The organism is Burkholderia arboris (genome assembly GCF_902499125.1).
Classification (GTDB): domain Bacteria; phylum Pseudomonadota; class Gammaproteobacteria; order Burkholderiales; family Burkholderiaceae; genus Burkholderia; species Burkholderia arboris.
Genome location: NZ_CABVPX010000005.1, coordinates 117,853 through 131,483, shown reverse-complemented (window position 1 = coordinate 131,483; position 13,631 = coordinate 117,853). Strand labels below are relative to the sequence as shown.

General features: G+C 70.2%; 6 protein-coding genes. 2 read left to right on the top strand and 4 right to left on the bottom strand.

Features of this window, described 5'->3' with window-relative positions:
• The first annotated feature begins 9 nt into the window (after positions 1 to 9).
• Positions 10 to 1,290, top strand: a complete 1,281-nt coding sequence (locus tag BLA15945_RS08220; RefSeq protein WP_059236838.1) for an EAL domain-containing protein — start codon at positions 10 to 12, stop codon at positions 1,288 to 1,290.
• A gap of 50 nt (positions 1,291 to 1,340) precedes the next feature.
• Here the strand turns inward: BLA15945_RS08220 and arfB are convergent, their stop codons facing one another.
• From arfB to recC, 4 genes are read right to left on the bottom strand one after another with little or no spacing between them, the layout of a single operon-like run.
• Entirely contained in the window at positions 1,341 to 1,745 is a 405-nt protein-coding gene (gene arfB / locus BLA15945_RS08215; protein ID WP_059235220.1) for an alternative ribosome rescue aminoacyl-tRNA hydrolase ArfB, read from the bottom strand.
• Positions 1,742 to 4,054: an AAA family ATPase gene (locus BLA15945_RS08210; protein ID WP_174992022.1), complete on the bottom strand. Its 2,313-nt coding sequence runs from the start codon at positions 4,052 to 4,054 to the stop codon at positions 1,742 to 1,744. The genes arfB and BLA15945_RS08210 overlap by 4 nt, the downstream gene beginning before the upstream one ends.
• The gene (gene recB, locus BLA15945_RS08205; RefSeq protein ID WP_174992021.1) at positions 4,051 to 7,761 is read right to left on the bottom strand and encodes an exodeoxyribonuclease V subunit beta; all 3,711 of its coding nucleotides are present in this window, start codon (positions 7,759 to 7,761) and stop codon (positions 4,051 to 4,053) included. Before recB ends, BLA15945_RS08210 begins: the two co-directional genes overlap by 4 nt.
• Positions 7,758 to 11,096 carry an exodeoxyribonuclease V subunit gamma gene (recC, locus tag BLA15945_RS08200; RefSeq protein ID WP_174992020.1) on the bottom strand — a complete coding sequence of 1,113 codons (3,339 nt, stop codon included), beginning with the start codon at positions 11,094 to 11,096 and terminating at the stop codon, positions 7,758 to 7,760. Before recC ends, recB begins: the two co-directional genes overlap by 4 nt.
• A gap of 182 nt (positions 11,097 to 11,278) precedes the next feature.
• On the opposite strand from recC, the gene BLA15945_RS08195 reads away from it, so the two are divergent.
• Positions 11,279 to 13,570: an FUSC family protein gene (locus tag BLA15945_RS08195; RefSeq protein WP_059235227.1), complete on the top strand. Its 2,292-nt coding sequence runs from the start codon at positions 11,279 to 11,281 to the stop codon at positions 13,568 to 13,570.
• Positions 13,571 to 13,631 lie beyond the last annotated feature (61 nt).

Here is a 13,631-nt window from a genome sequence, read left to right as displayed (position 1 = left end):
ACCGTTGACATGAAGCCCGCCCGCGACCTATCGCTCGACTCCCTGCTCGAACGCCTCACGCCGACGCCCGGCGGCTGGGTCGCCACCTATCGCACGACGACGCTGCGCAGCGTATTCCAGCCCGTGCTGTCGATCACGCACAAGCGCGTCGTCGGTTACGAGGCGCTGCTGCGCGTCGTCGACGCGAACGGCGCGCTGATATCGCCCACCGCCCTCTTCGACCGGACGCGCGCCGACGCCGACGCGCTGCTGCTCGACCGGCTCGCGCGCTGCCTGCACACGGCCAACTTCGTTGCACAGGGCATCGGCGACGGCTGGCTGTTCCTGAACGTGACGCCACGCGTGCTCGATACGGGCCTCGTGCAGCGCGAGTTCGTCGAGGCGCTGTGCCGGCATTTCGCGCTGCCGCCGAACCGCATCGTGCTGGAAGTCGTCGAACAGCCGGCGCGCGACGAAGCCGCGCTCGCCCGCACGATCGACATGATCCAGCATCGCGACTTCCTGATCGCGATCGACGATTTCGGCACCGGTTTCTCGAACTTCGACCGCGTGTGGCGGGCACGGCCCGACATCGTCAAGCTCGACCGCTCGCTCGTCGAGCGTTCGACCGGCTCGGCCGACGACCGCCGCATCATGCATCACCTCGTGTCGATGCTGCACCAGGCCGGCGCGATGGTGCTGGCCGAAGGCGTCGAAAGCGATGACGCGCTGCAGGCGCTGATGGAAGCCGACATCGATTTCGTGCAGGGTTTCCAGTTCGGCCAGCCCGATGCATCGATCGCGCACGCGAGCGCGGCAGCGCCCGCGATGCTCGACGCCGCGTGGCGGCGCTTCATCGCCCGCCGGCACACGCCCGTCGTCGCCGAGCAGCCGGGCTTCGACGCAATCGAACGGCTGGTACTCACCGGTGCGGCCGCGTTTTCGGCGAGCGGCAACCTGCAGGATGCCGCGCAACGCGTGTTCGCGGTGCCGGCCGCGCGTCGCGTGTTCGTCACCGACGAGATCGGCGAGCAGTTCCTGCCGTCGATCGGCGCACCTGCCGACGACAACCAGGCGAGCGTCACCCGCCTCGCGCCGCTGTTTCCGGAAACCCACAGCAACTGGTCGCGCCGCCCATACTTCCAGCGCGCGATCGCCGCACCCGGGCGCGTCGCGCTGATGGGCCCGCACTTCTCGCTGACGGAAGGCCGCGACTGCTATACGGCCGCCGTCGCGATCCGCGCACAGCGCCGGCTCGTCGTGTTCTGCGTCGACTTCGTGCTCGACAGCGCGGGGACCGTGATGCGCTAGCCGCGCAGGCGGTGGACGCCGGCCTGCGAGGGCCGCCGGCCATTCGCTCGTCAGTCGACCACTTTCCCTCGTCCCGACTTCACCACGCTACGGCGCGACTTGTGCTCGAGCCGCCGCTCCTTCGACGCACGCGTCGGCCGCGTCGCCACCCGTGCGCGCGGCGTATACGCGACGCCGCCGATCAGCGCATCGAGCCGCGCGAGCGCGGCCTCGCGGTTCTTCTCCTGCGTGCGATATTCCTGCGACTTGATCACGACGATGCCGTCGCGCGTGATGCGCTGGTCCGACAACGCGAGAAGCCGCTCCTTGATGACCGGCGGCAGCGACGACGCGCGGATGTCGAAGCGCAGATGAATCGCACTCGACACCTTGTTCACGTTCTGCCCGCCCGCACCCTGCGCGCGCACGGCCGTCCATTCGACGTCGGCCGGATCGAGCGTGTAGCGGATCATCATCGCGATGCCTCCTTGCGGCGCCGTGCGAGCGCCTCGTCGACGCGTGCCGCCAGCCCCGAATCGCGCTGCGTGCGCGTCGCGACCGCCTGCGCCAGCACACGCCGCGGCCCGATCACCTGCACGCGCGTGCGGGCGCGCGTGACGGCCGTATAGACGAGCTCGCGCGTGAGCACCCGGCCGAACGATGCCGGCAGCACGAGCGCGGCTTCGTCGAATTCCGAGCCCTGCGATTTGTGCACCGTCAGCGCAAATGCCGTTTCGTGCGGCGGCAACGCAGCGGGCGACACCGCGCGCGCGGTGCCGTCCGCGCGCCGGAACCACACGCGCAGCACACCGTGCGCGTCGGGCAACGCGATGCCGATGTCGCCATTGAACAGCCCCAGCGCATAGTCGTTGCGCGTCACCATGATCGGCCGCCCGGTGAACCAGTGCGCCCCGACCGCGAGCGGCACGCGCGCCGCATGCCGCACGTGCGCGGCCACCAGCGCATTGACGTGTTCGGCGCCGCGCGAGCCGCTGCGGGTCGCGCACAGGATCCGGAACCGGTTGAGCGCATCGAACAGCGGCAGCGGATCGGGCACCGGCGCGGCCAGCGCGTCGCGCAATGCGTCGAGGTATGCGCTGAATCGCCGTGCAAGCCGCTCGACCGTCGACGACGCAAGCGTATCGCCCGCATCGTCGTGGAAGGACGCCGCGGCTGCGTCGTCCGCGGGCAGTGCATCGAGTGCGGCCTGCACGTCGCCGCTGCGGATCGCCAGCGACAGCCGCCCGATCGGCGAATCGAGACCGAAGCGGTAATTGCGCTCGAGCCACACGACGCAGTCGGCGAGCGGCGCCGGAGCGAGCACGATGCCGGACGCGGCGGCGGCTTCGTCGGTCGATGCCGATGTGGCTGCCGTGACCGACGCAAGCGCCATATCACCCGCGTCGAACGGCGGCAGTTCGACGTCATCGAGCCAGGCGAGTTCGTCGACCTCGATCCATGCGGGTGTGCCGCCTGCTGAAACGGCGCCGCCGATATCAGCCGGCGCCGTTACGGCGAGCGGTGGCGATACCGTCCCGGCCGACGAACCTTCGTCATCCTGCGGTTCGTCGTCGAACAGAGATGCCTGTCGCGGATCGGCTTTCGGCCGGGACGCCGGCATGCGTGAAACGGAAGCGGACGCCGATGGCAACGCCGGCGCGCGCACGGCTGCGGCAGCCGGACTCGCAGCGGGCGCCATCGCCGGCGCAGCTTCGTCCGGCACCGGCAACGCCGCGGCGAACGACGCGTCGTCGATGCCGAGTGCCTGCGCGATGCGCGCGCGCGCCGCAGCGGTGAACGTCGGTCGCGCGCTCAGCTCCGCAAATACGGCGCCGGCCTCGACCGCGGCCAGCTGATCCTTGTCCCCAAGCAACACGAGCCGCGCGCCCGGCGCGAGCGCGTCGAGCAGATGCGCGGCGAGCGCGACGTCGATCATCGACGCCTCGTCGACGACGATCAGATCGTACGGCAACGGATTGTCGCGATGATGCCGGAAGCCGGCCGCCCCGCCACCGCCCAGCAGCCGATGCAGCGTGTACGACGTGTCGGGCAGGCGCGCCGCGAGTTCGGGCGGCAGATCGCCGGCGCGCGCATGCAGCGCCTCCTGCATCCGCTGTGCGGCCTTGCCGGTCGGCGCGGCCAGCGCGACGCGCAGCCCCGGATGTGCGTCGAGCAGACAAGCCAGCACGCCGACGACGGTCGTCGTCTTGCCCGTGCCGGGACCGCCGCTGACGATCGTCACGCGCCCCGTCAGCGCGACGATCGCCGCCACGCGCTGCCAGTCGACTTCGCCGGTGGCCGGCCCGAAGTATCGTGAGAGGCTGTCGCGCAACCGGTCGGGCGACAGGCCTTCGTCGGGCGCGGCAACGCCGGCCTGCGCGACGAGCGCATCGGCCAGACGCCGTTCGTAATCGAAATAGCGCGACAGGTACAGGTGATCGTGCCGGTCGACGATCAGCGGCCGCTCGTCGCCGCGCGCGAGCGTGCCGAACGCAACCACGCCGCTTGCCGCGAGCGCGGCACGCACCTCGTCGAGCGGCGCTTCGTAGCGCTGCGCGAGTGCGCCGAGCGCGACGCATACGTGGCCGCCCGCGGTCGCGCGGCTCGTCGCGAACGCGGCGCGCGCCGCCCAGCGTGCCGACGCGGACGGCGCACCGGCACGCCGCGCAAGATCGCCGATGCGCCGTGCAAACCCTTCCGCGAGCGCGATGCCGAAATCGGCCGGCTCGGGCAGCCGTGCGACGAGGCCGCCGGTGAATTCGAGCATGTCGTCGGACGCATTCATGCGCGGCCCCCTTCCATCATCCGGTCGAGTGCGTCGACGAGCGCGCGCGCGGGCCGCCGCGCATGCACGCCGGCCGGCTCGCCGCTGCTGCGCCAGCCCGGCCGCACGCCGCGCACGAACAGGTACAGATAGCCCGCGATGTGTGTGTCGTAGTCGTAATCGGGCAGCCGCCCGCGCAGGTAGCGATGCAGCGCGACCGTGTAGAGCAGCGCCTGCAGGTGATACGCGTGATCGGCCATCGCGACGTCGAGCGCGCGCGGGCCGTAGGCATCCGGCGTCGTGCCGAGATGGTTCGACTTCCAGTCGACGATCCAGAAACGGCCGTCGTGTTCGACGATCATGTCGATGAAACCCTTGATGAAACCGGCGAGCATGCCCGCCTCCAGTGCAACGTCCGGATAACCGTGCGCGACCAGCAGCCGGCGCAGCGCCGTCAGGTCGAGCGACGGCGCCGGGAACAGGAAACCCATTTCGTCGAGCCGCTTCGCCGGATCGAGATCGACGAGCCGCATGCCCGGCACGAGCTCGGTGTGCACGACATCGTCGACGAGCTGCGCCATCATCGCCGGCAGGCGCGTCGCGAGTTCCGGTTCGGCCTCGACCGGCCGGTCGTGCAACGCGCCGAGCGCGGCCTTGTGCCACGATTCGGGTTCCGTGAACCGGCTGAGTTCGAACAGGCGGTGCAGGCATTCGCCGGCGGCCGCTCCTCGCGGGAACACGAGGATGTCGTCGTCCGGCGGCTCGGCCACGACCGGATCGGCGAACAGCCATTCGCCGTCCGGCGTCACCTCGGCAAGCGCATCGTGATCGGGCCGCAGCTCGTCGTCGGGTACCGCCGCAACACCCGCCTCCTCGCGCGCCATCGACGCGGTCAGCGAGCTGAAACTCGCCATCCGCCACGCATCGCGCAGCACGCGCGTCGCATGGCGCGCCGCGAGCGTCTGCGAGGCGTCGTGCCCGGCCGCGAGACGCTCGCGGCGCGCGGGCGCCGGCAGCGGCGCGACGCACACGGGGCCGCCCGCGAGCGCCTGCCACGCCGCGTCGAGCGCAGCTTCGTCGGGCGGTTCGTCGAGCCACGCATCGAACGACTGGCCGGCGCCGGCGACAAGCCAGTTGAGCACGCTGCGCCGCGCTTCGCGCGTCGAACGCGACGACAGGTACGGCCCCGCGACCACGTAGCAGCGATAGACCGCGCGCGTGAGCGCCACGTAGACGAGCCGTGCACGTTCCGCGGCCTGCTCGCGCAATGCCTGCCGCGCCGCATGCGCGGCCGCCTCGTCGTCGCATCCGTAATGCAGCACCGCGTCGCCCGCATCGTCGTGATACTCGCGCGCATCGGGCAGCGCGGACGAAGGCGGCTCGCGCAACCCGCCGTCGTTCAGGAACGGACAGAACACGACCGCGTATTCGAGGCCCTTCGATTTGTGCACGGTCACGATCTGCACGAGGTTGCGATCCGATTCGAGCCGCAACTGCGCCTCCTCGCCGCCACCGTCGAGCCGTTGCGCGGCGAGCCAGCGCAGCGTCGGCGCGATACCCGGCTGCGCGGATGCGCGCGCTTGCGTCAGCTCGGCCAGATGGTTGATGTCCGTCACGCGACGCTCGCCGTCCGCACCGGCCATCAGCCGTTCGGCGATCCGCAGCTCGCGCGTGAACGTGCGCCACATCACCGCGAAACCGCGTTCGCGCCACAACAGCCGATACCGCGAGAAGCGCTCGACCCAGCTCATCGCATCGGCGCCGTCGGCCGCCGACGCGTCGCGGGAGGCATCGCCGTCGCCCTGCTCCATGCGCCACAATGCGCCGGCATCGAGGCCGAACCAGTCGGACGCGAGCGCCGCGCGCAGACGCCGCAGGTCGCCCGGCGCATCGATCGCCGCCAGCACGCGCTCGAGCTGCTCGGCGTCGCCGGTGGAAAACACCGACGCCTGTGCCAGTTCGACGCTGCCGATGCCCCACGTGGCAAGCACGCGCTTCACGAGACTGCCCTGCCGGTGCGTTTGCACGAGCACCGCGATGTCGCCCGGCGACAGCGGCTTGTCGCCGAGCCGCACGCGCCCTTCGCGCGCACCGCGCATCAGCCGCGCAATTTCGGCCGCGCAGGCCTGCGCGGCCTGCGCCTGGGCGTCGCGCTTGAGCAGCGTGCGTTCGCCGCCGGGCAGGGCCCACACGCGGAAATCGCCGGCCGGGCCCGGATCGGTTTCGTCGAAGAACGGTGCGCGCGCGCGCGTGCCGGCGCGCACCGCGTAATAGTCGAGCCCGTCGAGCACGAAGGCGCGCGGATTCGACATGAAGAAGCGGTTGCACGCATCGACGATCGCGGGCGTCGAACGCTGGTTGACCGCGAGCGTGTAGCACGCGCTCGCGCTCGCGCGCGCCGCAAGATAAGTATGCAGATCGGCCGCGCGGAAGCTGTAGATCGCCTGCTTCGGATCGCCGACGAGAAACAGCGGGCCGCCCGGCGCGAAGATCCGGTCGAAGATCGCGAACTGCAGCGGGTCGGTATCCTGGAACTCGTCGATCAGCGCGGCCGGATAGCGCGCGCGCAGCGTCTCGGCCAGCCACGGATGCGCATGCAGCGCGTGATACAGGTTCGCAAGCAGATCGTCGAACGACACGACGCGACGCGTGCGCTTGCGCTCGGCCAGTTCGCCGGGCGCCATGTCGAGCCATTCGGCGATCAGCGCGAGCCAGCGCGCGCGCTGCGCGGCCTCGGCGGCGGCCACTGCGGCGTCGAGCGCGTCCGCGACATCGAAAAACGCATGCGCGGGCGTTGACCCGCCCTTTTTCGTCGCCTTCGTCAGCGCGGTTTGCGTGAGCTTCAGTGCGGCTTTCGGCAGTGCGGCCGTCGCATTGCCCTGCGCCAAATGCGCCGTCCATGCAGCCAGCGCATCGGCGACCGCGTCGGGCTTGTGCGAACGCTGATTGAGCACGGGCTGCGCGGAGCGCAGCAGCGCATCGATCGCATCGCGCTCGGCCGCCCACATCCGCGCCGCCTCGGCGAAGCATTCGGCCGCGGCCGCTTCGGCCGATTCGTCAGGCTCGGTCACGCCGTCCCAGCGCAGCGCGGCGAGCGGCTTCTTCAGCCGGCGCGCGAGCTGCGCATCGAGCGCGGCCGGGCCGGCCCCCGATTCGACGAGCCAAGTGGCGAAGCCCGGCCAGCGTGCGGCCGCCGGTTCGACACGCGTGCGCCAGAAATCCGCCGCGAGTTCGAAGCGCAGCGACGCGTCGTCGGCCTCCATGTCGAACGCGAACGGCATCGCCGCCGCGAACGGCGCTTCCTGCAGCGCACGCTGGCAGAACGCGTGGATCGTATGGATCGCGGCCTGGTCGAACGCACGCAGCGCGCGCCGGATCCGCTTCGCGGCCGTCTCGGGATCGAGCGCGCCTTCGTCGCCAAGCGTGGTCTCGAGCAGGCGCGCGATGAACGGATCGCCGCCGTCGTCGCCCGTGTCGAGTGCATGCGCAAGCTGCGCGAGCCGGCTGCGAATCCGCTCGTGCAGTTCGGCCGTCGCTGCTTTCGTGAAGGTCACGACGAGGATTTCGTCCGCGCCGAGATCTTTTTCGAGCAGCAGGCGCACATACAGCGCGCAGATGTTCCAGGTCTTGCCGGTGCCGGCCGACGCCTCGATCTGGTTGACGCCGTCGAGCGGGCACGCGAACACGTCGAGTTCGAGCGCCTGCTGCGGCTGCGACACGGCGCTCATGCGACCTCCTTCAGATGCGCGATCAGCGGTTCGAACACGAGCCGCGCAAGGGTGCCGAACGGCTCGTCGAGCGACGGGTGCGCACCGCGCCATGCGATCGCGATGGCCGGATCGTCGGCTTCGCTCACGACGCGTTCATTGATCCACACGCTCGCGGCTTTGGCCTCGCCGTCGGATACCCTCGCCCACGCGCTGCGCGGAAAGAACCGCAGCGGCATGCGCCGCCCCGCGCGAAACAGCGCGGCAAGCGGTGCAAGCTGCTCGAGCGGCGCCGCGACGGGCGTCAGCTCGAACGCGCCGCCGCTGCCGAACCACAGCGTGCGGCGCGGGCCGTCGGGCTCGACCGCGCAGTAGACGAGATGCGCGAGCCACGCGGACAGATAGTCGCGCGCGCTCGGCCGTGCATAGCGATAGATGATCTGACCGGCCGGCGTCAACCGGTTCAGCGTGCCGTGCAGTTCGAGCGGCGCGCTCACCGCGTCGGCCGACAGCATCGCGTCATCGGTGCCGAACAGGGCCTGCCCGGTGTCGGGCCACGCCGGCACGACGGTGAGCGAGAATGCCCGCCGCTCGATGCCGTCGGCCAGCGCGCGGCGCACGTTCGACGCCAACTGCGTCATCGAGCCGAGCGCCTGGTCGCGCCACACGGCGCCCGTCGCACCGCCCGGCAGCTCGGGGCTCGCGTCTGCAATGCGCAGCGCGTGATCGTGCACGCCGCCCTCGTCCGCTTCGATCAACAGCGGCAACACACGTTCGGCGAGCGCATCGCTGCCGGCAAAGTCGAGCGAAAACGGCTCGGTGTCGCGCAGTTCGGCCTGCGCGTCGGCCAGCACGATGCCGAGCCGGCCGCGCAGCAATGCACGCGCCGGATGCCGCCAGAAGCGCTCGAATTCGCTGAACGCGACGGGCTCGACCGGCTCCGCCGGCAGCGGCTGCGCGAAGAACGGCTGCTCGCGCGGCCCGTCACGCGACGCTTCGGCGGCGAGCAGCGACGCGAGCGTCGCCCGCTCGGCGTCATACGAAACGAGCGCGCTGCCGGGCTGGAAATACGCGGCAGCGAACGGTTGCAGCGGATGCTCGACGATGAACGCGCGCCGCGCGGCATCGACTGCGTCCGGCGCCGCATCGGGCCCGGCGGTGACGATCGCCAGATGATCGAGCAGTTCGTCGACGAGCGCCGCGGGCGGCAACGGCGCGTTGTCGCGAATGCTGCGGCCCGTATAGGCAATCAGCAACCGGTCACGCGCGGCGAGCAGCAGGTCGAGAAACAGGTTGCGCTCGTCGTCGCGGCGCTGCCGGTCGCCAAGCTTCGGCAGCACGGCCATCAGGTCGAATTCGTCCGCGCGCGCGAGGCTCGGCAGCACGCCGTCGTCCATCCCGAGCAGGCAGACGACGCGATACGGCAGGCCGCGCAAGCTCGTCAGCGACGAGAACGTGACACCGCCCCACGGCACGCCGCCCCGTGCCGGATCGTCGAGCGCCGCGGCCAGCCCGGCGCGGACGACCGCCGCCGGCAATGCCTCGTCGGGCGCGCCTTCCGCCATCGCGGCCAGCATCGCGTCGAGCGCATCGCGCACGCCAGCCAGCGCGTCGGCATACACGGCGCCCGAATCGAAGAAGCGCGCGAGCGTGTCGGCAAACAGTTCGCTCCAGCCGCGCGGCGTGTGCGACTCGGCAAGCCGCCGCGCGAAACCGTCGAGATCGTCGGTGAAACGCGCGAGCCGGCCGAGCAGTTCGGCCTCGCTGCCCGTGGCCGCCTCGATCGGCAGCCACGCGCCGATCGGCGCCGCGCCTTCGGGCATCGCATAGCCGAGAAAGAGCCGCGCGAGCGCATCGGAGAACGTATGGCGCGGCGCGGGCACGGCCGCGTCGTCGCTCACGAGCGGCGACAGCCCGCGCCGTGCGCCGGCCGCCGCGAGCCAGGTCTGCACGGTCTCGAGCGCGGCCGCGTCGATGTCGTAGCGCGCCGCCACCGCATCGACGCGCAGCCATTCGACCAGCTCCGGCGCGCCGACCTGCCGCTCCGGCAGCGCGAGCCAGTCGAGCAGTACGCGTGCAACCGGGTTCGCCTGCGACGGCGGCAGGCCGGTGATCCGGTAAGGCACGCGCGAACCGCCTGCGCCGGCCGTGCCGAACACCGCGTCGATCAGCGGCCCGGCCGCGGCGAGATCGGCCACCGCGACGAGCACGTCGGACGGCTGCAGGCTTGCGTCCGCGTCGAACCAAGCAAGCAACCGGTCGTGCAGCACCTCGAGCTGGCGCGCGAGGCTGTGGCACACATGCACCTCGATCCCGCGCTCGGCTGGCGTGTCGCCGGTTTCGGCCTCCGGCTGCAATGCGAGGATCGCGTTCTGCACCCGCGCGAGCCACGTGGGCGCGGGATTCTCGACGAAACGCGACGCATCGCCTGACGCAGCGCTTTCAGTCAGCTCATGCAGCATGTGCAGTTGCGCCTGCGTCTGCCGGCCCCATTCGGCGAGCAGCGGATGGCCAACTTCCTGGTAGTCGAGGCGCCCGGCGGCGTCGAGCGCCTCGGCATGCGCGGCGGTCACGATGTCGAACCAGAATTCGCGGCACGGGTTCAATGCATAGACGCGCACGTCGATCCAGCGCGACAGTTCGCGCAACAACGCGACATGCAGCGGCGGCATCGTCGGCAGCGCGAACACGCTGACCGATTCGGGCCAGTCGGCGCGCGCGAGCGCGTCGGCATCGAGATGGCGCGCTTCGACGAGGAAGCGGTGTGCGGGCGGCGTGCCGCTGTCGCTCAGTTCAGCGAGCAGCGCGCGCCACAGCGCGGCCTGCCAGCGCTCGTCGTCGCGTGCGGCATCGCTGATTCCGCGCGGCGCGCCATCGCCCGCGAGCACGGATTCGCCGGCCTGCCACGCGGCCAGCCATTCGGGGCGATAGGTCAGGTAGTGATCGAGCACGGCCGCGACGCGCTGCGCAAGCTCGTAGCGCATCGCATCGTCGGACGCGGACAGGTAAGCGGCGAGCCGCGGCGACGCGAGCCACGGCGCGCCGTCGGCCGCCTGCGCGAACAGCCGGTAGCAGCGCCACACGAGCCGGTCGGGTGCGAACGGCGAGCGCGCGGGCACCGTCAGCACGCGGCCGATCTGCGCCCACAGCCACTGCGCGAGATACGTGAACTCGACGTTCGCACACACGCCGTTGCGCGCGGCGATGTCGAGCTCGAGACGACGACGCAGCGCAGCGCTCGGCACGATGACCTGCTGCTGCGCCCACGGGCCGTTGCGGGCCGGAAACGCGGCCAGATCCTCGAGCAGCGCGTCGGCCAGCGTTTCGTGACGGTTCGAATAGAAGAGATGGAGCATGAAGCGGGCGTCGGAACCTCGCACCGGCCGGGCCGGGCGAACAAGATCACCAAGGATAGCAAATGGACCGCCGCCGCGAAGCTCTGCCGGAAAGCCAGGTTTTGCGGACCGCGAAATACGATAGACTCGTCGCCAGTCAATACGCCGCTCCCGGGCGTCTTCGTCTGCCATTCAGCCCATCGATGCGCTATTCGGTCGAAATCAGAAAGTTTTTCTACAGCCAGTACTTTTTCGGCGGCTTGCGGATCGCCGTCGGCGTATCGCTGCCGGCCGTGCTCTGCCTGATCGTGTTTCACAACCGCGAGCTCGGCTTCACGATCTCGACGGGCGCGCTGGGCGCCTGCGTCGTCGACATGCCGGGCCCGCTCAAGTACAAGCACAACGAAATGCTCGCGTGCAGCGTGATCGGCTTCCTGGCCGCGCTCGCCACCGGCCTCGCGACACCGAACATCTTCGCGCTGTGGCTCACGATCGTGCCGCTCACGTTCGTGCTGTCGCTGATCGTCGTCTACGGCAACCGCTGGCCGCAGATCAGCTTCGCGACGCTGTTCATGATGGTGATGACGCTCGAGGAGAAGTTCACGCCGCTGCAGGCGTTCATCAACGCCGGCTGGATTCTCGCGGGCGGCCTCTGGTACACGTACTGGGCCACGCTCGTGTCGCAATGGCAGGCACGCCGGATCGAGCAGCAGGCGCTGGCCGAGAGCCTGTTCGCCTGTGCCGACTACCTGCTCGCGCGCGCGCAGTTCTACGATCTCGATGCCGACCTCGACGAGTGCTACCGCAACCTCGTCGCCCGGCAGATCACCGCGGTCGAAACGCAGGAAACCGCGCGCGACATCGTGCTGCGCAACCTGCCGAAGCTGCGGCGCGGCAAGCTCGACCCCGGCCGCACGACGATGTACAACCTGTTCATCAACAGCGTCGATCTTCACGAGCTGTTCGTCGGCGCGCATACCGACTACCCGCTCGTGCGCAACACGTTCGGCGGCTCGGATCTGATCATTTTCTACCGCGACCTGATCCGCAAGGCCGCCGCCGATCTCGAGGAGATCGGCCTCGCGGTGCTCGAGAACCGTGCGCCGCATTCCCGGATCAGCGTGAAGGCCGAGCTGCGCGCGATCGAGTACGAGATCGAGCTGATGCGCAAGAAGAACTTCGCGGCCACCAACGCGGAAGCGTATGCGGCCGTGCTCGCGACGTTCCGGCGCATCTGGAGCGCGACGCGCCTGATCGACCGGATGCGCCGCAACCTGTCGGGCCATGCCGATCCGCAGCAAACCGAACTGAAGATCGACAAGGCGCTCACCCGCTTCCTGCAGCGCCGCCGCATGTCGCCGCTGCTGATCTTCTCGAACCTGAACATGCGCTCGCCGAGCTTCCGCCACGCGCTGCGCGTGACGATCGCCGTGGCGGTCGGTTTCTGGATCGGCCGGCTGCTGCCGCTCACGAACGCGTACTGGATCGTGATGACGACCATCATCATCCTGAAGCCCGGCTACTCGCTGACCAAACAGCGCAACGCGCAGCGGATCATCGGCACGCTGATCGGCTGCGCGGCCAGCATCGCGCTGATCTACACGGTGAAGGAGCCGCACCTGCTGATCGCGATCATGTTCGGGTCGATGGTGATGAGCTACAGCCTGCTGCTGTTCAACTACGCGGCCAGCGTCGTGTTCACGTCGTCGTACGTGCTGCTGATGTTCCACCTGCTCGCACCGGGCAGCATGCGGATCATCGGCGAGCGCGCGATCGACACGGTAGTGGGCTGCATGATCGCGATCGCCGCGAGCCGGCTGTTCCCGTACTGGGAATACCGGCTGATGGGCAAGCTCGTCACCGACATGCTGACGTCCACCCGCAAGTATTTCGAAGCCGTGTGGCGCGCCGGGCGCGGCCTGTCGCCGCCGCCAGTGCCGGCCGCCGACGGCGCGGCCGTCGTCCCGGGCGTGGCGGCGGTCGTCGAATCGCCCGCCGCGAGCCTCGACGACGACTACCGCTACCGCCTTGCACGCAAGGACGTGCACATCGCATTCGCGAACCTCGGGCAGGCGTTCCAGCGGATGATGATCGAGCCGAAGGCGCACCAGCGCTTCGTGCCCGAGCTGAACGACCTGCTCGTGCAGACGCACGTGCTCGGCGCGCAGATCACGGCCGCCGCGCCGCTGATCCGCAACGCATGCGCAGCCGACGGCGGCCTCGAGCACGACGACGCGCTGCGGCGCGGCCTCGCCGCCGTGCTCGACAATCTCGAGAAGGCCGAGGCCGGCGAGCCGCCGCCTGCCGACCAGCTCGAAGCGTCGAAGCAGATCACGCGCGACCTCGACGCGATGGTCGTGTCCGCGGAAAAATCCGAGGCGGTCGGCGCCGAACTCACGCACGACCTGAAAGTGCTCGCGCACCAGTGCAAGCAGATGCTCGCGTCGTCGCTGCTGATCCGCAAAGATGCGAGCGTGATCCGCCTGCCCGCCTGACCCCGAATGTTCCTGCCGGCGGGCCGGCCCGCGTACGCCGCGGATCGGCCACCGGCGCGCC

Excerpts from the sequence above, each read along its gene's own strand:
- recB (WP_174992021.1), bottom strand. The coding sequence starts at position 7,761 with ATGAGCGCCGTGTCGCAGCCGCAGCAGGCGCTCGAACTCGACGTGTTC.
- BLA15945_RS08210 (WP_174992022.1), bottom strand. The coding sequence starts at position 4,054 with ATGAATGCGTCCGACGACATGCTCGAATTCACCGGCGGCCTCGTCGCA.
- recC (WP_174992020.1), bottom strand. The coding sequence starts at position 11,096 with ATGCTCCATCTCTTCTATTCGAACCGTCACGAAACGCTGGCCGACGCG.
- arfB (WP_059235220.1), bottom strand. The coding sequence starts at position 1,745 with ATGATGATCCGCTACACGCTCGATCCGGCCGACGTCGAATGGACGGCC.
- BLA15945_RS08220 (WP_059236838.1), top strand. The coding sequence starts at position 10 with ATGAAGCCCGCCCGCGACCTATCGCTCGACTCCCTGCTCGAACGCCTC.
- BLA15945_RS08195 (WP_059235227.1), top strand. The coding sequence starts at position 11,279 with ATGCGCTATTCGGTCGAAATCAGAAAGTTTTTCTACAGCCAGTACTTT.